Origin of the sequence: Mesoterricola silvestris (assembly GCF_030295405.1) — a bacterium.
GTDB lineage: Bacteria > Acidobacteriota > Holophagae > Holophagales > Holophagaceae > Mesoterricola > Mesoterricola silvestris.
In genome coordinates this window covers 862,162-884,346 of record NZ_AP027080.1, presented here as the reverse complement: position 1 = coordinate 884,346, position 22,185 = coordinate 862,162, and the positions used below count along the sequence as shown (strand labels likewise).

General features: G+C 57.2%; 19 protein-coding genes. 8 read left to right on the top strand and 11 right to left on the bottom strand.

Translation table 11 applies throughout. The features are described 5' to 3' along the window. Positions 1 to 71: 71 nt before the first annotated feature. The 5 genes from R2J76_RS03745 to R2J76_RS03725 form a co-directional block, all read right to left on the bottom strand. Positions 72 to 221, bottom strand: a complete 150-nt coding sequence (locus R2J76_RS03745; RefSeq protein ID WP_316414447.1) for a hypothetical protein — start codon at positions 219 to 221, stop codon at positions 72 to 74. A 150-nt stretch (positions 222 to 371) separates the two neighbouring features. Then, a complete protein-coding gene (locus R2J76_RS03740; protein WP_316414446.1) occupies positions 372 to 1,271 on the bottom strand; it encodes a hypothetical protein in 900 nt (299 codons plus the stop codon). A gap of 1 nt (position 1,272) precedes the next feature. After that, positions 1,273 to 3,099 (bottom strand): AAA family ATPase, encoded by a 1,827-nt coding sequence (locus tag R2J76_RS03735; RefSeq protein WP_316414445.1) that lies wholly within the window; start codon positions 3,097 to 3,099, stop codon positions 1,273 to 1,275. A gap of 338 nt (positions 3,100 to 3,437) precedes the next feature. Continuing rightward, positions 3,438 to 4,472, bottom strand: a complete 1,035-nt coding sequence (locus R2J76_RS03730; protein WP_316414444.1) for a DNA cytosine methyltransferase — start codon at positions 4,470 to 4,472, stop codon at positions 3,438 to 3,440. Continuing rightward, positions 4,469 to 4,885: a very short patch repair endonuclease gene (locus R2J76_RS03725; protein WP_316415882.1), complete on the bottom strand. Its 417-nt coding sequence runs from the start codon at positions 4,883 to 4,885 to the stop codon at positions 4,469 to 4,471. Before R2J76_RS03725 ends, R2J76_RS03730 begins: the two co-directional genes overlap by 4 nt. Positions 4,886 to 5,123: 238 nt before the next feature. Here R2J76_RS03725 and R2J76_RS03720 point away from each other — a divergent pair, with 238 nt between their 5' ends. The 5 genes from R2J76_RS03720 (at position 5,124) to R2J76_RS03700 (ending at position 13,867) form a co-directional block, all read left to right on the top strand. Continuing rightward, positions 5,124 to 6,674: an ATP-binding protein gene (locus R2J76_RS03720; protein WP_316414443.1), complete on the top strand. Its 1,551-nt coding sequence runs from the start codon at positions 5,124 to 5,126 to the stop codon at positions 6,672 to 6,674. Then, positions 6,671 to 9,346, top strand: coding sequence for a Z1 domain-containing protein (locus R2J76_RS03715; RefSeq protein WP_316414442.1), 2,676 nt, complete (start codon positions 6,671 to 6,673; stop codon positions 9,344 to 9,346). Before R2J76_RS03720 ends, R2J76_RS03715 begins: the two co-directional genes overlap by 4 nt. Continuing rightward, positions 9,336 to 10,292 carry a PD-(D/E)XK motif protein gene (locus R2J76_RS03710; protein WP_316414441.1) on the top strand — a complete coding sequence of 319 codons (957 nt, stop codon included), beginning with the start codon at positions 9,336 to 9,338 and terminating at the stop codon, positions 10,290 to 10,292. The genes R2J76_RS03715 and R2J76_RS03710 overlap by 11 nt, the downstream gene beginning before the upstream one ends. Continuing rightward, positions 10,293 to 12,347, top strand: a complete 2,055-nt coding sequence (locus R2J76_RS03705; protein WP_316414440.1) for an AIPR family protein — start codon at positions 10,293 to 10,295, stop codon at positions 12,345 to 12,347. It begins immediately after the preceding gene. 209 nt (positions 12,348 to 12,556) lie between these two features. Continuing rightward, on the top strand, positions 12,557 to 13,867 hold the full coding sequence (locus tag R2J76_RS03700; protein WP_316414439.1) for a tyrosine-type recombinase/integrase: 1,311 nt from the start codon (positions 12,557 to 12,559) through the stop codon (positions 13,865 to 13,867). A 662-nt stretch (positions 13,868 to 14,529) separates the two neighbouring features. Here R2J76_RS03700 and R2J76_RS03695 read toward each other — a convergent pair. The 5 genes from R2J76_RS03695 to R2J76_RS03675 form a co-directional block, all read right to left on the bottom strand. Further along, complete coding sequence (locus R2J76_RS03695; protein ID WP_316414438.1) at positions 14,530 to 14,733, bottom strand: hypothetical protein; 204 nt, start codon at positions 14,731 to 14,733, stop codon at positions 14,530 to 14,532. A gap of 74 nt (positions 14,734 to 14,807) precedes the next feature. Next, positions 14,808 to 15,107, bottom strand: coding sequence for a hypothetical protein (locus R2J76_RS03690; protein ID WP_316414437.1), 300 nt, complete (start codon positions 15,105 to 15,107; stop codon positions 14,808 to 14,810). Positions 15,108 to 15,439: 332 nt separating this feature from the next. Then, positions 15,440 to 15,799, bottom strand: a complete 360-nt coding sequence (locus tag R2J76_RS03685) for a hypothetical protein (protein WP_316414436.1) — start codon at positions 15,797 to 15,799, stop codon at positions 15,440 to 15,442. Between the two features lie 50 nt (positions 15,800 to 15,849). Further along, positions 15,850 to 16,131, bottom strand: a complete 282-nt coding sequence (locus R2J76_RS03680) for a hypothetical protein (RefSeq protein ID WP_316414435.1) — start codon at positions 16,129 to 16,131, stop codon at positions 15,850 to 15,852. Between the two features lie 108 nt (positions 16,132 to 16,239). Further along, positions 16,240 to 16,455 carry a hypothetical protein gene (locus R2J76_RS03675; RefSeq protein WP_316414434.1) on the bottom strand — a complete coding sequence of 72 codons (216 nt, stop codon included), beginning with the start codon at positions 16,453 to 16,455 and terminating at the stop codon, positions 16,240 to 16,242. Between the two features lie 944 nt (positions 16,456 to 17,399). Here R2J76_RS03675 and R2J76_RS03670 point away from each other — a divergent pair. The 3 genes from R2J76_RS03670 to R2J76_RS03660 are packed head-to-tail and all read left to right on the top strand — an operon-like array spanning position 17,400 to position 21,489. Then, complete coding sequence (locus R2J76_RS03670; protein WP_316414433.1) at positions 17,400 to 17,633, top strand: hypothetical protein; 234 nt, start codon at positions 17,400 to 17,402, stop codon at positions 17,631 to 17,633. A 39-nt stretch (positions 17,634 to 17,672) separates the two neighbouring features. After that, positions 17,673 to 18,269: a hypothetical protein gene (locus R2J76_RS03665; protein WP_316414432.1), complete on the top strand. Its 597-nt coding sequence runs from the start codon at positions 17,673 to 17,675 to the stop codon at positions 18,267 to 18,269. Between the two features lie 22 nt (positions 18,270 to 18,291). Next, the gene (locus R2J76_RS03660) at positions 18,292 to 21,489 is read left to right on the top strand and encodes an AAA family ATPase (RefSeq protein WP_316414431.1); all 3,198 of its coding nucleotides are present in this window, start codon (positions 18,292 to 18,294) and stop codon (positions 21,487 to 21,489) included. Here R2J76_RS03660 and R2J76_RS03655 read toward each other — a convergent pair. Then, entirely contained in the window at positions 21,486 to 21,860 is a 375-nt protein-coding gene (locus R2J76_RS03655) for a helix-turn-helix domain-containing protein (protein WP_316414430.1), read from the bottom strand. The two genes, R2J76_RS03660 and R2J76_RS03655, sit on opposite strands and share 4 nt — an antisense overlap. Between the last annotated feature and the right edge of the window lie 325 nt (positions 21,861 to 22,185).

Here is a 22,185-nt window from a genome sequence, read left to right as displayed (position 1 = left end):
CTTGTGGTGGGCGTGCGTGACCTCGGCCGACGTTGGCGGCCGGGTCACGGCAGCAGAATGAATGCATGTTCCTATCCAGCCAGGCCCAGCCCTTCCAGGGTGGCGGCGTAGTTCCATGAAATCCACTCCTCCGGGTTCTCCTCCACCAGGACGTGGTATGGCTGGAGCCCGACGAGGTAGTCGAACGGGTTGACCTTGTTGAGCTCCCCCGCTGCATCCATGCCACGCGATTGTCTGAGATCTCTATGAAGACCACCACCCAGCCTGGATGCCCCCCGGGAAATGACCCAGGAGGTCAATTTCGAAGACCTGATATGACCTCCATGGTCGTATGGGAATGCCGCGAAACCAGGGAGTGTATGCGATGAAAATTACCGACGCCCTCTTTCTGGGACGACAATCCTTGCGTTTTGAACAGGCTGAAGGGTCCGCACACGGCGCCAAAGTTCGCCGTATGCCTCCTCGCCGAGGAGGCTGGCGGTGTCCAAACCCCTCCTGAGTTCCTGTAGCTCAAGGCCATCACCGAACTGAATCCCCCCACTGTCGTTGAGGAGATAGCGGTTATGAAATCGGGTATGAAAGGACTCGTCATCCCAAAGTGAGATATTTACACTAAGCGGCCTCCACTTCGTCAGGCGATTCAGCCTGAGTGTCCAATCTTCGATGGGAATGGAGGATCCCGTGTGTTTAGCCGATAGATGGAAATGGACCCGGACATGGCAAGCTTCCCGCCCTCTTCCTTCTAAAATCAGTGTGAGCAGTTCTTCCAGGAAATTTCTGCACCCAGCAAAGCGAAGATTAAAATAGGGATCGATTAGGTGAAGTTCTCGGGTAAGCGATCCAAAGACCCGGAGCCTTTTCAAGATCGTCCCACGTTCTCTCGGCCATGCGATTGATCGAGGCGACTGCCAAAGCGGGCTTTCTGTCACCTCCTGAAAAGGGATCAGTGGAATCTCTGGAACCGCCCTGTCGGCAGTCAGGATGGCATGGAACCGGCAGCGCTGATGCTCAACCTGGGCTACAGTCAGAAAGGGACCAATAGGGTTGCTGGGCCGAGCTGTCATGCATCTCTTCAATTCCACAAGGCGTTCCGTGACCTTGCTTGCATTCAGCCCGCCAGCTCCCCCGAGCCTCTTGAACACGGCGGCTGCCCAACCTTCTGGTAGTTCAGCAAGCAATCGCCCCTTGGGAAGACCAAAGGCCTCCTGGAGGAAGCGCAGGTCCTTCAGGTCTTCGACGGCCTCAGGGTCCAAAGCAAATTCATGGAGCATGCTAGAACAACTCCTGGGCACGTTCGGGGAAAAAGCCATGTGGCCATGGAACTGCAAAATCCCCGTCATGGGTGATGGGAATAGGGGTTACAACGGCCCCCCCTTCCGCCTTTTCCACGAATAGCACAGAAACGTCCTCGGGGCGGATTGGCACAAGGCCATCGGGAAGGCTTCCGGAGGTGGTTTCCCGGATCCTGCGGAGGATCCTGAGGAGGAGGTGCTCGCTGTGGGTTTCCAGAATGAATGTGTTCTTTTGCTCCCCAACCGCAGAGCGGATTACGACGTCAGCCAATTCGGCCTGTAGTGCCGGGTGGACATGGAGTTCCGGCTGTTCGACCAGGATGAGCTCATTCCATGCAGCGAAGGCAGAAACGATGAGGGGGAGAAGCTGGCTGAGTCCCACACCAATATCCCGCAAACTGACTTCCTTTCCGGTCCTGCGTTCGATCAGAAGCAATTGGTCCAGTCGCTTGAATGGCATCGTGTCCACCATGTGGAGCGTCAACTGGAGCGCGAGTTCCTGGGTCGGTTCTTTGATCTTGGATGGTGCGAGCACATGCAAGGACTCCAGGAGCAGGAAGGCTTTCCTTGCTGCCTCAATGATGCCTGGGTCCTCTGCAAGCTGCGATTGGGCAGCGATCTCAAGTCGGTACCGGGTGCCTTGGTACCCCCGATCATCACTTTCAAGGATGCCTGCGCCTTCTTGAACTACCTTCAATACAATATCGAAAATGCTTTCGGCATCAACAAAACGTCGCCGGATCACCTCGTAGCCTGTTTCCAGCGTGCCACAGGTTTTCATCCACGCATTCACCTGTGCCCGAACGTCATATCGATGGAATAGCGTCTCCCATGCATCCTCGCTCCTACTTCCAGGCGTACTGCCACTCTGACGCATTGCCGGTTCGACGATGAGTGATTCGCGGCTCCGATATTCTCTGAAGGGCCCATGGTAGCTCATCCTGGTCATTAGGCTTTCTACCGCCTCAACCATTTCGGTGGATACTTTGGCCACAGTCTGCCTGAGTGAAGAAATGGTGGGAGCGCACTTAGGAGCATTGCCACGCGTTGCGGCCCAGCGATCCATTGGACCCGTTCCACCCCATTCCAGGCCACCGTTGATGGCCTCTACCACTTTCTCCAGAACGGGGTCGTCCCCGAACTCATCAAGTTGACCCACCCTCCTGGGCAGCATCTTTTTTCGTTTCAGAAGGTCTGCCCAAGTCGCCTGAAGATCCTTGTCGCTGAGGTCAAAATCGGGATCCCATTCGTCGTCATGATGGCCAGCCGCACTGAGCAAGGGCCTTCCATCGACAGTCATCATGCCATGGCAATAGAAGGTTGAACCGGTGTCGCTGTATTCGTCGGGCAAGGAAACGACGGAAAAATAGTAACCAAGGTCTTCATCACAGCAGTCGCAGAGATCCTTGCTCGACGGGAAAGAGGATCCCTGAAACCCGAGTTCAAATGCCATCCCATCGCCGTCTTCAACAGGGTGGTGGAATTGGGCCCACCCCCCCAGATCAATCATCCCTTTTGACAAAGATGGCTTCCGAACGTCCACTTCACCTGTTTTTTCAACCTCATGAAGGTAGACCAGGCTGTGTAAGACACTGCTTTTCCCTGCACTGTTGGGGCCAAAAATGATTGTGATAGGCCGAATCGGAATATTCTGGGGTGATCCAAACGCCTTAAATTCGCTTACCCTCAGGGCCCGAAAGGAATGGACGGAAAAGGCTTTGGGTTTTCCCTCCGCCAGCGAACGATGGACCATTCTTTCCAAAGCCATGCCATCTAGTTTGTACGGGTGCTTACCAGGGAAAGGCATCGCCGGACTCCATTCAAGGGATCTTCAAGGGTCACAGGATTGAGTGGACATTTGTTGGCAAAATCACTCTCCCATTGAGGATCGAAACCCAGCCATCATCTGCCGAGCCACAAGCTCAAACGAGCACAACATGACGCATGACTCCTTTCGGCACCCTTTGAAATATATGAATAGGCGCCAATCTCAAAGACTCCAAAAGATCATTTTAGAGTAACACCCTAACAGGGTGTTAATTTTAACATACATGTCATTTGTTTGTAATATTTAGAAAAATTGTTGCAATTTTTCGCTCATTTTTCATGCACCGTTGGACTTGGTCCTGTCACCAAATCCAATCCCTAGGCCAGGACCAGAGCCTTCGTCTTCCTTTTTCGCACAACTGCTTTCAGCTTCCGGGGCTTCCTTCTGACTGCACAAAGATGCTTGACGACGGCCTCCATGACCGGAGGACACACGCCGTTGCCGAGTTGCTTGATCTGTTCCCGCCGTGTGCCCGTGAACTGGAAACCGTCCTCTTCCCTGAAGCCCATCGCACGCATGATCTCGGGCACTTGGAGCATGCGAAGGAACGGGATGCCCTTCTTCCAGGTGACCAGGCCAAATCTGTCCAGCGTGGTCAAAGTCCGCAACGGTCGGTCAAGTGACTGCCATCCTCCGGCAGCATCTGATCCGTAATAGACGATCAGGAAGGGCTTCCCCTTCCCTAGCGCCGCGACCCCCCGCTCAAACCGTTCCAAAGTGGCCTTGGCCCTCCTGCCATCGAACAGTTCCCTGCTCCTATGCAGGTCCTTGCCCGTGGCCGTATCGTAGTCAAGGATCTCCCGGGCGTTGACGACAGCAGTCCCAGGAAGCGGAACGGGATCCGGGGTGGAACCTTTAGAGCACAAGATGAACAGACGCCGCCGGGTCTGGGGCACGCCGAAATCCGAAGCGTCCAGCGTCTGGATGGTTGTGCCGTAACCCAGATCCTTCAACCCTTCCAACAACGGCTCGAACCCGTGCCACCGTTTCATGTGCACTACGTTCTCGATAACAATCCATTCGGGTTCAAGCTCACAGGCGAAATTGAGCACATAATTGGCGGTACGTTTGCTTTCCTCGTCCCTGTTCCCGGCTCCTTTTGCGCATGTGTGGTTCGTGCATTCCGGAGATGCAAGGAGAAGCTCGACCTGCCCCTGCTCCAACCCCAGGTCGGAAGGCCCGGTGTCCTCTGCCATCAGGTACTGGCGTCCGCGGTTCTTGAAGTTTCGCGAATAGGTCTCAATGGCGCGATCCCACCCATCAATTCCCAACACAATTTGGGCGCCCGCCTGGACGGCTCCCCAACTGCTGCCGCCACCACCGCAGAACAGATCCAGTGTTTTAAGACTCAAGTCAGCAACTCCATCAATGGTTCGAGGCCTAGAGCAACCAGAACCCGGCGTTTGGCGGAATCCGGGTTGTCGCAGATCTGATGTTCCCACAAGCGGACGACTTTCCAGCCCATCCGCCTCAATTTGCGCTGGTTCCGGACATCCCTTTCACGATTGCGCTTGATCTTGGCCTCCCATTCCACGGAGAGCTTGTCCCGCCACTGGGGGAAACGCCAACCGTGCCAGAAGTCCCCGTCCACGAAAACCACGACCTTGGCATCCCGGAACACGAGGTCCGGGCGCCCGGGTAGATCTGCGGCATGGGATTCCCATGAGAGGCCATGGGGGGACAACAAGGCAGCAACCTGGCGTTCAGGCAGCGTATCCTTGCCCTTGATGCGGGCCATGACCGCGCTTCGCGTCTCGGGAGACATCGTGTCACCCCGATGTCGCCGCCCAGATGTCTCAGACTTCTTCCTGGTCAAGTATTCTCCTGCCGAAAGGCTACCAGGTTCCGCCAGCGGAGACCAGGCCCTGAACCCGCTAGAGGGTAGCTCCAGTAATGAGGCCTTCACCGAGGGTTCCGAATGGGGTTTAATAACAGGATTCAACCCCCATCCGGTCTGATTTAGAGATCATAGACTAGACAATATTTGTCCAATGGGATGGATCATGATTCTTGAATCATGCCATGAGGAGTATTTGATCTTGAATTCTGGAGCCCCGGAAATCCCTGTTTCATCCCCCGACCTTGAAGGAGAGGAAGTAGCCCCTCGTGCAGGTGTTTTCATCGAGGCGATGCGGGACATCGGCTATTCCCTTGAGTCAGCCGTTGCAGACATCATCGACAATTCCATTGCCGCCAGCGCCTCCCAGGTCGATCTGAGATTCGGCTGGAATCACCTCGGCCAGCCATGGTTCGCAGTTCTCGACAACGGCGCCGGCATGACCGAATTGGATCTCGTGGAGGCAATGCGGCCCGGAACCCGCAGTCCTCTGGCGACCAGGGACCCGAAGGATTTGGGCCGATTCGGCCTAGGCCTCAAGACTGCGAGCTTCTCCCAGTGCCGGCGGCTCACGGTGGTCACCCGGAAGGAAGGCAATGCGATCGCCAGATGCTGGGACCTTGATCGGGTCAGGGCGACCGACCAATGGAAGCTGATCCGGCCTTCGAAGCAGGATCTGAATGCAATCCCCGTCATGGAAGAGCTCCCTCCAACCGGGACAATCGTCTTCTGGGAGCAGTTGGACCGGCTGGACCTCGGGTCCAGTGGAGAACATGGCCAGGCGATTCTGAATGAAAAGGTTGCCAGCATTCGCGAGCATCTGGCTCTTGTATTCCACCGGTACCTTGCCGGTGAGCCTGGGGAGCAGAAGGTTTCCATTCGGATCAATTGCCAGCCAATCAAACCATTCGACCCGTTTAATTCCAAGCACCCCAGCACTACCCTCCTCACCGTAGAGCGTTTCAAGATCAACGGCGAAACAGTGGAGATGCACCCCTACATACTCCCTCATCATTCAAAGGTCACCCCCGCGGAATACCAGGGCTGCGCTGGCGGGGAAGGCTATCTTCGGTCTCAGGGGTTCTACATCTACAGGAACCGCCGACTCATCATTTCGGGGACGTGGTTCAGAATGGCCCGCCAAGAGGAATTGACAAAACTGGCCAGAATCCGGATCGATATCCCGAACACATTGGACTATCTCTGGACGATCGACGTCAGGAAATCCAGGGCCCACCCTCCGGAAACGGTACGGCAGAGGATGAAGGTCCTGATGGACAAGATCCGTGAGAGTGCAAAACGGCCGTATGTCCACCGAGGTGCAGTAATCGCACAGCGGAGCGCGGTCGCTGTGTGGCGGCGCCGGGAGTTCAATCAGCGCGTCCAGTACGAGGTCAATCCGGACCATCCCATCCTGGTCGACCTTCGTGGTGACCTTCCAGAAGAAGGCCGGATGCAACTGGATCTGGCCCTGGCCATGATCGGGAAATGCTTCCCCACGGCCCTCATGTTCAGCGAAATGGCTGGCCACCCGGAACGATGCGATTCGGAATCCGCGGATTCGGAGTTCCTTGAGCGGCTGGCTTCGCATCTGAGGGCCTGCTTCCCGGTTGAGGAAAAGGGGGAGTTCAGGCAGCGCCTCCGCTCCATGGAACCGTTTGCCTCCAATCAATCCTTTGTCGACCATTTCCTTGATGGACTGCCGGAGGGCGAATGACAACCGAACAGACTATTGAAACCATGGCCATGAATGTCCTCGCTTCCCAGCCCTCCCGCGGAGCAGGCGATGTTCGTGAAATCGTTGCTGGTTTGACCTCGGTGATGTCGCCTCCAGGGACGGCGGGAACTGACGCGATGATTGAAGCCATCTCAAAGCGGATCGAGGTCCGTCTTGAAATCACGATGGAGGATGCAACTGTAATCCAGGTAGCCTTCGAACCTTGGCTGGAAGGACGGAGAGCCGACGTCGAATTCTCCTACTGGAACCGCTATCGGCGCCTCCTTGGCAACTCCCTGCCACGAAGTGTGGTCGGGACCATCGACAGGGATACGGACAGGATTGTGGGCCTGCTCGAGAACCCCCTCAGGCCCGGACCGTGGAAACGGCGCGGCCTTGGCGTTGGTGAAGTCCAGTCCGGCAAGACCGGCAACTACATCGGTGTTGCCTGCAAGGCTGCTGACCTGGGCTACAAATTCGTCGTACTGCTCGCAGGCATGCAGAACAACCTGCGACGGCAGACCCAGGAGCGTGTCGAGGACGGCTTCATAGGGCTGGATACCGACAGGCTTGGCGCGGGCGTCGTCCACGGCAACGCAGAGGCCAGAACAGGCGTTGGCGTGATCGACCCGACCTTCCAACCCATTTCCCTCACCACCAAGGCACGCGACTTCAAGAACGAGATCGCCGTCTCGGCCAACATCTCCTTCAGTTCAGTCAACGCACCCATCATCCTTGTCGTGAAAAAGCAGAAGCGGGTCCTGGAAAACCTCACAGCCTGGCTCCGGAGCAACAACCGCGCCTCGGGAGGGGTGATCTGCGGAGTGCCGATGCTGCTTCTCGATGATGAAGCAGACAACGCTTCAATCAACACGCGTGCAGATAACGACCCTACCCAGATCAATCGCCTCATCCGGGAACTCCTGAACCAGTTCGAGCAGAACGCCTATCTGGGCTATACGGCAACACCATTCGCAAACATCTTCATCGACCCCGACACCAATGATCAGATGCTCCAGGAGGACCTTTTTCCCCGGGACTTCATCGTCGCACTTGATGCTCCGGTGAACTATGTCGGGCCATCCAAAGTGTTCCTCTCGGAGGACGAGCCTGGAATCCTGCGGGAAGTTGGAGACCACCTGGAGGCCTTCCCGGAGAAGCACAAGATCGATCACGGCATTGCCTTTCTCCCTGAAAGTCTGCTCGAGGCGGTGCGCTCCTTTATCCTGACAAGGGCTATCCGCATGCTCCGTGGGGCCACCCATGCCCACAATTCCATGCTTGTGAACGTTTCAAGATTCAACAGCGTGCAGGGCCAGGTGACTGCCCTGATCACGGATTACCTCACTGATCTCAGGAACGCCGTCCAGGCCCATTCGGCCCTCCCGACCGTGAAAGCACTTGAGGATATGACAATGTCCTCCCTGCATGCGACCTGGGACAAGGAGTTCTCCTCAGCCCACGATTCCTGGCCTGAGATCCAGGGGGTCCTGAACGAGGCTGTGGGTCCCATTGTTGTGAAGACGATCAATAACAGATCCACTGATACCCTTGACTACAAGGGAAGGAAGGACGATGGCCTGAACGTAATCGCCGTCGGCGGTCTTGGCCTGTCCAGAGGCTTCACGCTGGAAGGATTGACCGTCAGCTACTTCATCCGAAATTCAATCATGTATGACTGCCTTCTCCAGATGGGTCGATGGTTCGGATATCGGGACGGCTATTTCGATGTATGCAGACTGTATATGACTCCCGATGCCACTTCCTGGTACCGGCACATCGCAGGGGCCTCTATCGAACTCCGCGACGAGATCAAGAGAATGGAACGTGAAAACCGGACCCCGATGGAGTTCGGCCTAAAGGTGCGTGCCCACCCGGATTCCCTCATCGTCACGGCCCGGAACAAGATGAAGCAGGGCACCGTCGTTACGCTATCTGTATCTCTGCGGGCAAGACTCATCGAAACAGTCTTCCTCAGGAGAGATTCCATCAGGCAGAACCGCCAATTGTTCGAGAGGACTGTTGCCAGACTTGATTCCATCTATCCGGGCAAGGCCGAGGATGCGGCCGAGGGCATATTCTGGAAATCCGTCGACGCAGAAGACGTAAAGGGGTTGATTCAGGGTTGGAAGAACCATGACCTGAATCCACAAACCATGGCCGGGCCTGTCATCCGATTCCTGGAAGAGCACCAGGAGAAATACCTCAGCCATTGGGACGTCTGCCTGTATTCCCCGGGTAACGAGGAATCTCCTGTTGAAGTATCAGGGCACATGATTCGCCCTGCCTTCCGAAGCGTGAAGGATAAGGCCGACTACTACCAGGTGAGCGGAAAATCCAGCAGGGTAGCAAGCCGGGGTAATGAAAAGGCCGGACTATCCGAAGCAGAGATCCAGGAAGCCAAAGAAGCGTTCAAGAAGGACCACCCTGGGAAGCAGGCCAACGTTAGCGATGCCTATTACCGAAGCGCTCGGCAGCGCCCCCTCCTCATGCTTCATGTCCTGAGCCTCGAGAAGGAAGATTCCTGGGTTCCAGCCTGGGGCATCAGCTTCCCAGGCCGCCTTCCGGAAGGGGACACCGTCGAATATGTGGTGAATACGACATGGTTCCGCGAACAGGCCACCGATGAGGTGGATGAAGAATCCATGGAGGCCGGTTCCGATGAAGGCTGACCCCTGGTTTCAGATCAGCCGGCCGGCCTCTCCGGGCCAGTTGAAGGCCCTGCGCATGCATCCTGACCACCCCCATGAGATCTTCCGTACGCGTGATCATTCAGGCGCTATCGGGATTTCGATTGCGTTCCGGGACGTGGTGTCCTTCCCGGCGATCCTCCCACGGTTAAGGGGAATCACAATCCGGAATGGAAATGCACCGGCCCAACTGCTCCTCACCCTGCATGGGGAAGCAGATTCAGATCTGTTCAATGCATTGTCCGAAGACCTGGCGCGGTCCTGCGCGGAGGAACGAGACTGCCAGGCTGCACTGAACGCAGTCCTGGGCCGCCTCGATCGTTGGCAGAAAATGCTGGCCCATGACCGGAAGGGCCTCCTCACGGAACAGGAAATCCGTGGGTTGTTTGGAGAACTAACGTTTCTGCATGAAGAATTGATTCCAAGATTCGGCCCGAGCGCCGTTGCCTTCTGGAACGGACCGGACGGCTCGCCCCAGGACTTTGCCATTGGATCTTCCGTGGTTGAGATCAAGACAAGAGCGGGGTCAGGTCCAACCAGAATCCAAATTTCCAGTCCCGAACAGCTCTGGCCCCTGCTTCCGAAGCTGTTCCTTGGAGTCTATTACCTCGCGCTAGTCACGATCCCAGGCCAGGGAAGAAGCCTCAGAGACCTGGTGGATCTGATTCGCACTGAGGTTGATGTCCCAGGCCTCCGGGAGACGTATGAATCCCGATTGGAAGCGGTGGGGTATATCGACCTTCCTGAGTACGGGGCGGATTCCTTCCTTCCTGGACCTCTAGATACCTATGAGGTCAGGCAAGGCTTTCCAATGATCGCCCCGGGCAGCGTCCCGGATGGCGTCGAACATGTCACCTATGCCATACAGTTGGATCGCTGCCAACCATTCCTCAAAGCGATTGATTGGGCAGCGATTGGAGGTCAGTAGATGGAGATGCAGGAGTTCAGCCTCGAGCTCAGACAGGATGTCGCTGCACGGGCAGAAGCGACCGGGGATTTCACGGAGTCGGCCTTTTCCGAAGTGGTCGCGGAATTTCTCGTGGAGACGGGAGGGTTTTCTGAGCTGATCCCGTGCCCTTTCAGGCAGACCGGAATGAAGGTCGATGGATATGCGTTCGTCCCGGACGAGGCAACCCTTGATCTGTTTGTTGTCGATTATGAAGGAAATGAGGAGCCTGCGACCTTCACCAAAACCGACCTTGAAAGGTCCTTCAAAAGGCTGGAAAACTTTTTCGAGAAGTGCCTCACCCGAAAGTTCGTCGACGAGATCGAGGTCAGCCTTCCTGCCTATGGACTGGCACGCCAGATATTTGATGAGGCGTCCTCGATCTCAAGGGTGCGTTTCTTCCTGTTGACCGACTCGATCCTGTCTGATCGGGTCAAGGATCTCCCATCCAAGGAGAAGAACGGGCGGGAATGGTCGTATCGTGTTTGGGACTTGGATCGCCTTTCCAAGGTGATGGCCAGCGGAGAACCGGAAGAAATCCACCTCGACTTTGTGGAAATGTTCGGAACCAGTTTAAGGTGTCTTCCTGCCGCCCTGGAGAATGCGGACCTCCAGTGCTACCTGGCAGTGATCCCGGGTGACTGGCTGGCAAGAATCTACGAAGAGTGGAGTGGGCGATTACTGGAGCAGAACGTGCGCACGTTCCTTCAGCTCAAGGGAGGCATCAACAAAGGGATCCGCCAGACCATACTCAAGGAGCCTGAAAACTTCTTTCCCTTCAACAACGGGATTTCAACGACGGCGGAAGCAGCGGAGATCCGCAATGTGGGAGGATCGATGGAGATCCTGTCGCTCCGGAATTTCCAGATCGTGAACGGGGGCCAGACCACCGCATCGTTGTTCAATGCAAAGATGAAGGACAAAGCCGCACGAATTGACCAGGTTCGTGTCCAGATGAAACTGACAGTTGTGGCGCCGGAGAAGGTGCTCGACCTGGTTCCGAAGATTTCCCGATTTTCGAACAGCCAGAACAAGATCAGTGATGCTGATTTCTTCTCGAACCATCCCTTCCACGTCCGGATTGAAGGGTTCTCGAGAGGCATCTGGGCACCCCTGCATGGTGGCTCTCTGGTCCAGACACACTGGTTCTATGAGCGCGCGAAAGGGCAGTACGGAAACGCCAAGGCCTACCTCAAGACGGCCAAGGAAAAGGAGTTCATTCTTCAGAACCCGAAAACTCAAGTCATTACCAAGACCGACCTTGCCACACACTTCAACACCTTCAGGATGCTGCCGCATGAAGTTCGACGGGGAGCCCAGAAGAATTTCGCAAAATTCGCTGAATTCATCAATGAGAAGTGGGAGAGCGCGGACGTCGAATTCAGTGAGGTCTGGTTCCAGCAAGCTGTGGCCAGGGCAATTCTGTTCCGGTCAGCCGAGAAGATGGTCCAGGAGGCCCCCTGGTACTCCGCTTGGGGGTTCAGAGCTGCAATCGTGACCTACAGCATCTCCCTCCTGGTGAAACGCCTGAGTTCCGTGCAGCTCTGCCTCGATCTCAGGAAGGTATGGCTCAGCCAAGAAGCTGGTGCCGGCTTCAAGGAACAGATCCTTACGATCGGCGAACTGGTTCAAACCGCCCTGGGTGAAGGGGCCGAACGCCACGGCGTGAAGAACATCCAGGAGTGGGGCAAACGCCCTGCATGTTGGGACGAGATTTCCAGGCTCGAATTCCCGATTGTGGAGTCGCTGAAATCCGACGTCATCGGCATCGACGAGGCCGCAGAAGAACGTCTGGATGGCCGACGCGGCCAGAGGATGATGACAGAAGCGGAGGCGCAAATCAGGGCAACAGAACTGGGTGGGCCTCACTGGACCACTGTTGCCCAGTGGGCCAGCAGCAGGGATGACATCAGTCCAGGTGATGGACAGCTACTAGGGGTGGCTTCTTCGATTCCGCGACGGATCCCAACCCCCCGGCAATCGATCCGCCTGCTTGAAATCAACGAAAAGTACGGTGTGGACCAGCAGAGCCGATAGGTGATCCATCCATTTGAGCCAGGCCGTTTATCTGAACCTCGACTCGATTAACACCCTGTTAGGGTATTACGATAGGCTTTATTGGTCACCAAATCCCTCCTGCGGACTTCCAGCCAATGCTTATCTATTTTATTTGTAAAGATTCCGATCGATTCAATATTATGGAACCGTGGTAACGTATCTAGAGCGTTTTCAAGAAGGACCAACCTATGGCCACCAAGCCCCTCAGATTGGATTCACCTAAGGCTAGATTGGCCTTGAAGAAGCGCCCTGCCCCCTACTGGCTGGCAGTTACCCCCGGCCTCGCCCTTGGCTATCGACGGGGGATCCGGGGCGGTCACTGGCTGATCCGAATGCAGGACAAGGAGATGAGACCGTGCCGGCGACAGGAAGCCTTAGGGGTTGCCGATGACCTCGCTGAAACGGGAGGAGTCGTCGCGGACGGCATCAAGATCCTGGACTATGAGCAGGCAAGGACGCGGGCCTTAGCCCGGTTCCAGGGGGTCCCGGCAGATCACTGGGCTAACCCGGTCAAACTCAAATCGATCCTGAAGGTCTCCGATGCCGTGAACAATTACCTGGGGTGGCTTGAGCATCACGGCAAGTCCTGGAAGGCCACCAAACAGATGGCGACCTGCCACATCCTTGGCAATCCAATTGGTGAGGTCCCCATTGTCGACCTGACCAAGGGACAAATTGCATCCTGGCACCTGAAGATCGCCGAATCCCAAAAAATGACCAATTCTGGCAGCTTCAAATCAGGCGGGCAACAGATCCCCCTTGGGGAGACGGAAAAGCTGAAGAATGCCAGGAAAGCTCGGCGCTCAACTGCCAACCGGGTTCTGACCATCCTCAAGGCCGCGCTTACCCACCAGCAAGGCCTCCAGAAGAAGCCCATCACAATAGACGAACCCTGGCGGCGCGTGAACAAGTTCCCTGAGGCTGGGGTGAGGCGCGACCGGGAGCTTTCGATCGAAGAGCAGAGAAAGTTAATCGTTGCCTGCGGCCCTGGCCTCAAGGAACTAGTCCAGGGAGCACTCCTGACGGGAGCACGTTACAGCGAATTGGCCAACCTCCGCGTGTCGAAGGTTCTTCTGAAAACCCATTCCTTGTCCCTGCCGGAGACAAAGGGTGGAGGCCCTGCCAGCATCCCGCTCTCCAAGGATGCGTGTACATTCCTGGAAATCCAGATCAAAGGTCGTAAACCGAACGACCGAGTCTTTCTCAAGGCTGATGGCACTCCTTGGGGATTAAACCACCACGCAAAACCCTTCAGGGAGGCTGTCGTGGCAGCGGGGATTGAACCCGTCATTTTCCATGAACTCAGGCACGCATTTGCCATTTCCCTCCTCAAGGCAGGAATGGACCCTGTTCTGGTGTCCCGCGCTCTTGGGCACAAATCGACCCGGATGATTGAGGAGCATTATGGCCACCTTCTTCACGAATGGGTGGCTAGCGTGTTCCAGAAGAAGGCGCCACGTATCTGGTACAGAAAACCAGGCCCAGCCATCCGCAAGTGACCCTCGATTCCCGGAACTGGATTCTCAAGACGGGAGGCACTCGAGATGGGGAAGAGCAATACAGACCCGTTTCTGGAGGAGGTGGACTTTCTGCGGATGGAGGTCCAGGAATGGCGGCCAACCAAGGCTGGTCCTGGGACACCGATGTCCACAGAGATCTGGGAGACCGCCGTACGACTGGCCGTGGCTCCGGCGTATGCCGGATCGCCAGGGCCACCGGGTTTGATTATGTCTGGCTGCGTGCGCAAGAAACTCGAACGGCGAACGGGGCCTGCGCCTGCCGTGGCCCCGACCTTTCTGGAGGTGCCGATCGAGTTCGGGATGCTTCTCGACCCGTTTGCGCAGGGCGCTGTAGTCGAGCGGCATGGCCCCAACGATGGGACAGACACCGAACGTCTTGCCCAGAATCGCAGAAGGGAATCACCTATGTAGCCGATGTTTGAAACAGACACGGGCCCTGTTTCCGGCCCACCATCGACAAGAGCTTTGAACCCGCGCTCGAACTCCCCCTTGGCATGCAAAGCTTCGAGGCGCTTACCCATAAGTTCGCATTCCTCGGCGGGGCCCCTGGCAATTTCTGATGCTGGCATACGATTAATCACCATGGCCCTTTCGCGCAAATTGATATTTGCTGCATGTTGCCGTCTATTGCCAAATGGGAATTACTTGGATTGCTGATCGCGTTCACGGATGAAATCATCCGCTAGGCTGAATGCCGTTTCGCAGGCCGTTTTACGTCTGGCGGCCGCGAACTTGGGATGGTTGAAAAACTGAATTCCCCCCTCGGCATCTCCTGCCGAGGCGGCCACCATCCCAGCAAAAACAGACAACGCAATTTCTTCCCGGCTTATCACTCTTTCGGCCATGGGATTCTCCTTTGGACGATTGTGAACGACTTCGGATCCGGCTTCGTCAATCTGATTGGTGGTCTCGCTTGGAATCAGGGCTTAATGACGGCGCAAGATTGAATGACAGTCGTCCCGGCCTTCTTGACAACCACGCCGTGAACCGTGCCAGTGATGCTGATTTCCCCCCCGTTGTTCACCACCCCACCCTTCACCGTCCCATTCAACATTGCCCACGCTCCCTCTTCAACAGTGACCCCAGAACATGCCATTCCATTGAGAGTTAGCCTCCCCCCTCTGACAACGCGCACATTGCCAGTCACCATGCCTGAAAGCACGAGGGGTTCATCCACCTCAATTGAGCCAACGATCTTCCCTGTCTCGGATTTCTGCATGGTGCTCTCCGCTTGGTGGGGGTCAGAAAACAGCTTGTTCTTTCTTTGGTGGCCAGGGCAACGAGCATCACATGTAAGCGGTGGGGCCAATGTATCTGGAGCAGGCGGAGTGGAACGACTGCCAAGGGTCCCCCGATCCCGGGAAATATGGGATCGTCTTCCTGTGTTCACTCCAGAAGATAAACAGTTTGGTTCCGTCCATCTCTTGTCTCTGCTTGTGCGGAACATACTTCCGGAGGTAATCGACGGCATCTTTGCGCCATTCCGAGTCTCGTGTCGGCTTGGCCATTATGGACCTCCTTAAACTGAGAACGCTTGATTCCGGCCGGTGGTTAGGCGATAGGGAATAGTGGCTTGAGATTAGGATTGAGGGCGATCCAATGGGGGTCCATCTCCCAAGCACCCGCACTCTCCACTGTCTTTCTCTGGAGCGCCAAATTGGCTCCGACCAGTGCAACCCGGTATAAGGACTTCTGGTCCCAGGAGGGAGCGGGACATTCGAGCCCGTGCATCGCTTCTGCAAAGTAGGTGATGGCGGCAACAACAGGTTGAGGCATCCCTCCGTTGTAAGCCTTTTCAAGGATATTGAGCACGTCTTCATATGTCCCCGGTTTCCAAGTAAACCCAGATTTGGTGGAACTTTTTGGGCGGTTCGAAAACGGCTTGAAGGGCTTAGGCGTTTTATGGGTCATACGGGTCTCCTCTATGGATAGGGTGTCGATGATGTCGGGAACGCTTGTTCCTAGATTGCCTGCCACCCAGCCTGGGCCATGGTGCTGGCGATATGCTCCAGGTCGTGCCCTTCCCGGTCGAATCCCGCGCAGTGTTCGCCGGTCACCTCGACGGAATTCGCCTGGATGTCGTAGACCACCTCACTAACCCGGAATTTGAGCCAGACAACCGGAGAAAGATCCTGGCCAGGGGTCGGAACGAATGGCAGATCGAGTTCATTTTTGAACTGCTTGAGGAATGAGTTCGCAGAGTCAGAGCCGAGGACAGTGTTGAGAATGACCGTCGTTTTCATAGTGTCTCCAATTGGTTTGGGTTGTGGTAGCGCTTGTTGGCGGAGTGGCTACTGATCGGTTCCGATGGTCCCTTCAGAGGACTCGAAGTATTGTTCCGTGAGCCCACATTATTCACACTCTCTGGGAGGTTTCTTTGGCTGCTCAGCAACCCTGGCGGAAAAGAGTTCCACAAGAGAAGCGGCGTTGGCGTGGACGCTATTCTGTTCTGCAAGGCGGAGAGAGATCAGAATGATGGCAAGACTTTTGGGGTCGGATGACGCGATTACCGCCTCGGCTTTCTCGGGGTGATGGAGAAGATCCAGGATGAAAGGGTCCGTGGTCATTGGGGCTCCTTGGTGAAGTTGAAACCAGAAAGGTGGAGTGCTGGGAACGTTTGTTCGCGCCAAAGGCGCCTGGGCGAATGCTTTGTCAGAACGGGCAGTCGGTTGCGGCCCAGCAGTCTTCCTTGTGCCCACCCCACCCCCCGCAGACCCCGCATGAGGCAGGCTTTCTTTCAGGGATGGGAACCCGGGGTTCGGGTATGACGGGAGATGTGTGGCAGCGGTCGCACCAGTTGGAAGTGACGGGGTGTCCTGCGATGATGCAGCGAATTTGGCGCATGGGCCGCCTTCAGGTCGGGCATTCCCCGATCTCGCTGTCCTTGAACGGGGACGGCGGGCAGAAGCATGTGCTGTCGTGAAGGCCATCGGACATAAGGTGCCTCGTTGGTTTGGTGCTATCGCTTGTTATCAGAAATCAGTCAGGCACGATTGAAGCTTTGGTCAAGGATACTCCAGGTATTCCAAGGGCCAAATCTTCTCCAAAGAGCCTTGGCTGGACGCGATCCACGTGTTTCGACCGCTGGCTATGACCTTTCGGTGTCGTCTTGACTGTGGGCTCGGACCGGTGATCCAGAGTAGGCATTGACTGGGCAACCACGGAAAAAGGCCGTCCATTTCGTCCAATTCGCGGATGAACTCCGTCCACATGCGTGCCCCCTTGTTGATACGCTGAAGGCCGCGCACGGCCACCTGATGAAGCCGCCGGCAAATACCCCAGTGATCGCTGCCACCAGCGCGGGGTGGTGAGTGTCTTTCCCCTTCGAAGGCTTTCACCCAAGGGTGGGAGAGATGGACGGGGTCCAAGTCTCAACGGGGTGGGCAAGGAGCGAGAGGCTCGCATTCAACCATCCAGCGCGGCCCCGGGAGGCTCGCGTGCTTATTGTTGATATGTCTTAGATTTATATTGCATTTCCCCGCCCGATAGAGTGGTCGCAGGAGGTTCCCCGATGCGCCACGACCTGCACTTCACCACGCCTTGCCAAACCAGGGATTCCGGGGTGGTATCGGTCTGTGAGGCCGAGGTCGTGACGACCGGCTTCCAGTCCTTCGGACCGTGTCTCCTGAACGAACTGCTATCCATGGGCATGACGCAGTCGGAGATCCTGGACACGCTGCTAATGACCCCCCTTTCGGATTCCGACCTCGAGTTCCTGCTGCTGTCCCTTCCCGCGGCGAACTGAAGGGCCAGGTCGATCGCGCCACTCAACTGCGAGGTCACGATGAACCAATTCACTCGCAAGCTCCTTGAACACTTCCAGGGGCTCAAGGACCCGCAGGGATTCCTTTTCGAGGCCACCGGAGATTGGGTTTCGGCATTGGCGCCGAGCCCCTTTCCCGAAGGGAACGGAGCCAGGTTGGACCTGTGTTGCGCCGATGATGGCAGCCTGATCATCGTCCAAGGCCCTCGCTTTGATGCACGGGGATTTGCTTCTCCTGATGATTGGAGAGCCCTTCTGCGCGTCCAGAGTCGCTTCCGCTTGCTGCGCTTCATCAGCACCCAAGTCGGCCCCATGGTTACGCCACGGCTGGAACTCTATCTTCCGACGCGGCAACTCCCGCCCAAGGACGACCCGGCGTACAGAACCATTCTGGATCTTTCCCTTGCCGTTCTGGTGCCCACTATGGCCTACCTCCGAATCCGTATCCGGGACGGAATCTGGGACGAGAGCCTGATCCAGGAGGACCCTCCTGCCTTGCAATCCATCACCGCGGAAATTCGCAATCTGGAGGATCAACTCCAAACCCACCGCGAACGCGCAGACCTTCTTCGGCAAGCCATCGTTCCCAAATCCAAGGTCCTGCCCAACTTCATCTGACCTTTCCTCCCCAGAGCCCAGCATGCGCAATGAACCTTCCCCCACGGAACGGCTCTTTCAGGCTGCCAAGCGGTGTGCGACCGCCTCAGGCCATGACATCCTCAGCATCGAGGATCTTGCCCTAGGTTTCTACGGCCTCCAGGAAGTGCCTCAGGTGGAGACTATCATTGAGGGTATCTTCAGGTGCCCCCGCACGGCCATCTCCTGGCCGCCAGACTTGGCCCAGCGTTGGCAGTTCGCGACCAAGGTTTCCGAGGACAAAATCGCCGCGGTGATGGCCTACGATGCTTCCGCCAGGAAAGTTCTTCAGGCAGCCTTCGAGGGACAAGGGAACTTTGACCTTCACCTCCTTGCCAAAGGCGTTCTCCTCTCGGACACCTATATCGGGCAGGAAATGCGCCGGTCGAACAGGCCCCAACGGTCCGTCCGAAGCCCAGAATCCCAGTCCCAAAGCCCCGCACCTTCCAAGAGTTCGCCAAAGCAACGGCAGGAGGCGATGCGCATGCATCTTCAGGAACGTATCCTGGGCCAGGACGGTCCGGTCAAGGTGCTCGTCGAGGCCTACTACCAGAGCCTCCATTGCCCCAGTTCGCTCGGAACGAAGGGACTCTTCACCCTGCTGGGCCCGCCAGGAACCGGGAAGAGCAGCCTGTGTCGGAGTTTCGCAACTGGGCTGGAAGCCATCGAAGGCACCCATGGGTTCTTGGTCATCGACGTCGGGACCTACTCCGCCGACTATTCCCATGACCAGCTTTTCGGTTTTTCGCCCAGCTACCGGGACGCCCAACCAGGGCTGTTGACGAATTTCGTGAAAAATAATCCGGACTCGGTGATCCTCCTGGATGAGCTAGAAAAGGCGAACCCGGCCTTCCTCCAGGCCATCCTCGGCCTCCTGGACCATGGCTCAGCTCGCGACAACTTCCATGGGCAGGACATCGATTTCAGCCGCTGCTGGATCATGATCACGTCGAACCTGGGTCAGGAATTTTTCCGGGAGGACAAGCCCAGAACCTGGAGCCGAGCGCAACTCCTCAGGCTCCTGGACGAGGCCAGCGAGCCTTCCCGTGACGAGGAGGCCCAGGGGAGGCGCATCCTTTCACCTGAGCTGGTATCGCGCCTCGCCAAGGGCTTTGTCCTTGCCATGAGCCGTCTCACTGGCTCGGATCTGATTGAGGTTTTCATGCGCTCCGCACGGCGGAAGCTCGAGGCCCTGAAACTGCCCAAGCTTGAGCTGGGAAGGGAGGAAGCCCTCCTCTGCCTCCTGGCGGAAAGCCGCGAACTCGATGCCCGCAAGGCGGAAGCCCAAGGCGACGTCTTCGCCTCCAGGCTTGTTCCCGACCTGCTCGAGCTAATGGGTCAACGACCTGCAACCACTTTGCGCGTGACCGCAGGCCCCGCCGAACGGGCCCTGGCCAAGGCAAAGTTGGACGCGGTCCCCCTGCGGATAGCCACGCGGGGATCGCTCGCACCCTTCAAGGCGGCTCTGGGCGCAAGGGCCCTTCGGTTCCATGAATTGCCGGAAGCCAACGGTGGAGACCAGCCGTCCCTTGGGAGGATTGATGCGGTCTTGCTGCATCTGCCGCGGCGATGTGAGCCCCAGTGGTTGGACCGTCTCGTTGGCGTCCCAGTCCTGGCCATGGCTTCGCCCAGGGTCAAAAGGCAGATGGTGGCCTTCCACCGGCCGGCGGCCGCTTGGACCTGGTGTTCGCCTCGGGACAGGGAGGCCGTGGGCCGCTTCCTCGACAGCCTCCGCTTGGATTGGGTGTTCCGGGAGCAGGCCCGGGCGGGGACAACCGTGACCCCACACTTCCTTCCCCTGGTCCGAGAGGATGGCGATCTCATCCTCCGCTTAAGTAAAGCCAAGGAGACGCGTGAGGCCCCCTGTCCTGCTCCCGGAAGCCGACCCCATGCGATGGAATTCCCGCAGGGCGGCTTTGACCAGCTCGTAGGGCTTGAGGACGCGAAGTCCCTCCTCCGGGTGGCCGTGCGTCTTCTGCAGGAAAACCATGGGAGCCTTCCGGTGCCTAAGGGCTATCTCCTGACCGGTCCCCCGGGTTGCGGGAAAACCTCACTTGCCCGCTCGCTGGCCGCCGAAAGCCACTTGCCGTTCTTCTCCGCGACGCCGGGCGACCTCGCCAGCCGGTACCGCGACACAGCATCGGTCCGACTCCGGGAGCTTTTCCAGGAGGCGGCGCGGCACGCACCCGCCGTACTCTTCCTGGACGAACTGGATGCCATTGGGATCTCACGTTCCACAGCGATGGACGCCGACACCCACCGGTGCGTGACCACGCTCCTTACAGCCATGGATGGCCTCCAGCAACGAGAGCGGCCCTTGCTGGTGCTTGCCGCGACGAACCATCCCGAGTTGCTGGACCCTGCCCTACTGCGCCCTGGGCGGTTCGACGGCCTTATCCCGTTAGAGCTTCCGGGCGTGGAGGAGCGAGAAGCCATTCTGCGAAACGTCCTTTCCCATCTTCCCACCCATGGATCCCTGGACCTCCCGGATCTAGCCCAGCGTTCGTTCCGCTCCAGCGCTGCTGACCTGCATGGCCTCGTGCGGATGGCCGTCCAATGGGCCCTCCGGGATGGGCGGCACGAAATAACTCAGGCAGACCTCGAGCAGGCGCTCGAATGGACACAGTTGGGGCCCCGTTCTTCGCGCAAAGAGAGGACCGAGGACCGGCGCATTTGCGCAGCCCACGAAGCTGGCCATGCGGTCGTCCAAGCCAAGCTCCGCCCTGACTCCAAAATCACGCGGCTGGACATCATCTCCAGGGCAAACGGCACTGGAGGAATCACCCAGGCCGTCCAGGGCGATGGTGGGCTGCCCACCCCCCGATCTATTCGAGAAGATCTCGCAATCCTCTTGGCTGGGAGGGCCGGAGAGGCAATGGTGTCCCGCAGCTCTGAAGCCATAACCGCAGGCTGTAGTTCCGACTTGGAGCGCGCCTCCCACCTAGCCAGGCGTGCCATCATCACCTTCGGATTCGACCCGGTAATCGGTGTCATTTCGATTTCTGAGGAGATCCTCGCTTCTACCCCGGCCCTTGCCACCCAGGTCCAGGAACGCGTCAAGGTCTGGATCTCTGAAGGGATCACTTTGGCGGAAGAAACGCTCATCCTGAATGAGCATGAATGGAGGCAATTGGTGGACTTGCTCCTCGCCCACGAAGTGCTCCGTGCTCCGCTGATTCAGGACATCCTGCGTGGCCCCTAGGCTTTCCTCAATGCTGCAATCGCACGTTCAATTTCCATTTGCCTTCGGGGCGGGATCTCGCCCTTCAAGAACCAGTTGTTGACGGCTTTCTGCGACAGCTTCAATTCCCTGGAGAACGCCGCCTGTGTGATGCCAAGGTCCCCTAATGCTTTTCCCAATCGCTCGACGGTCCAAGGCACGGCGGTCTTGGGGACCAGGCCTGGACCCCGCAGGGGCTTTTCCGGCTGAAGCCCAGCCTGGATCAATTCGTCCAAGACACGGCCAAAAGGGATCCCCCGCCGGGCGGCGTTCACGCGCAAGCGAACGGCGGAATCGGGACTGATCCGAGCGGTGATCGGAACCCACTGGTCTTCCTTCTTTTTCTGAGCCACGCCAGACCCCTTTGGAGGAATGCTCTCCAAAGTGCCTGACACCAACAAATAATCACGTTCATACGCATAAACGTTAAGTTCTTCTTGAAATGACACTGAACCCCGTGGCAACCTCGATCCATACCAATCCCCGTTAAATCTTCAGCAAGAGGCAACTCCGTTATCACTCATATGCAGGAAGGGCCCTGGACAGCCCCCTGCCTGTAAATAGATCGGCATCCGCATCAACCTAATGGAGCCCTCTGATTTCCTTCAAAGATTTGGTTCTTAGTTCTTCTCATTTCTACCTGAACCTTCACATCCAGCCCCAATCCCCATGGAGTTC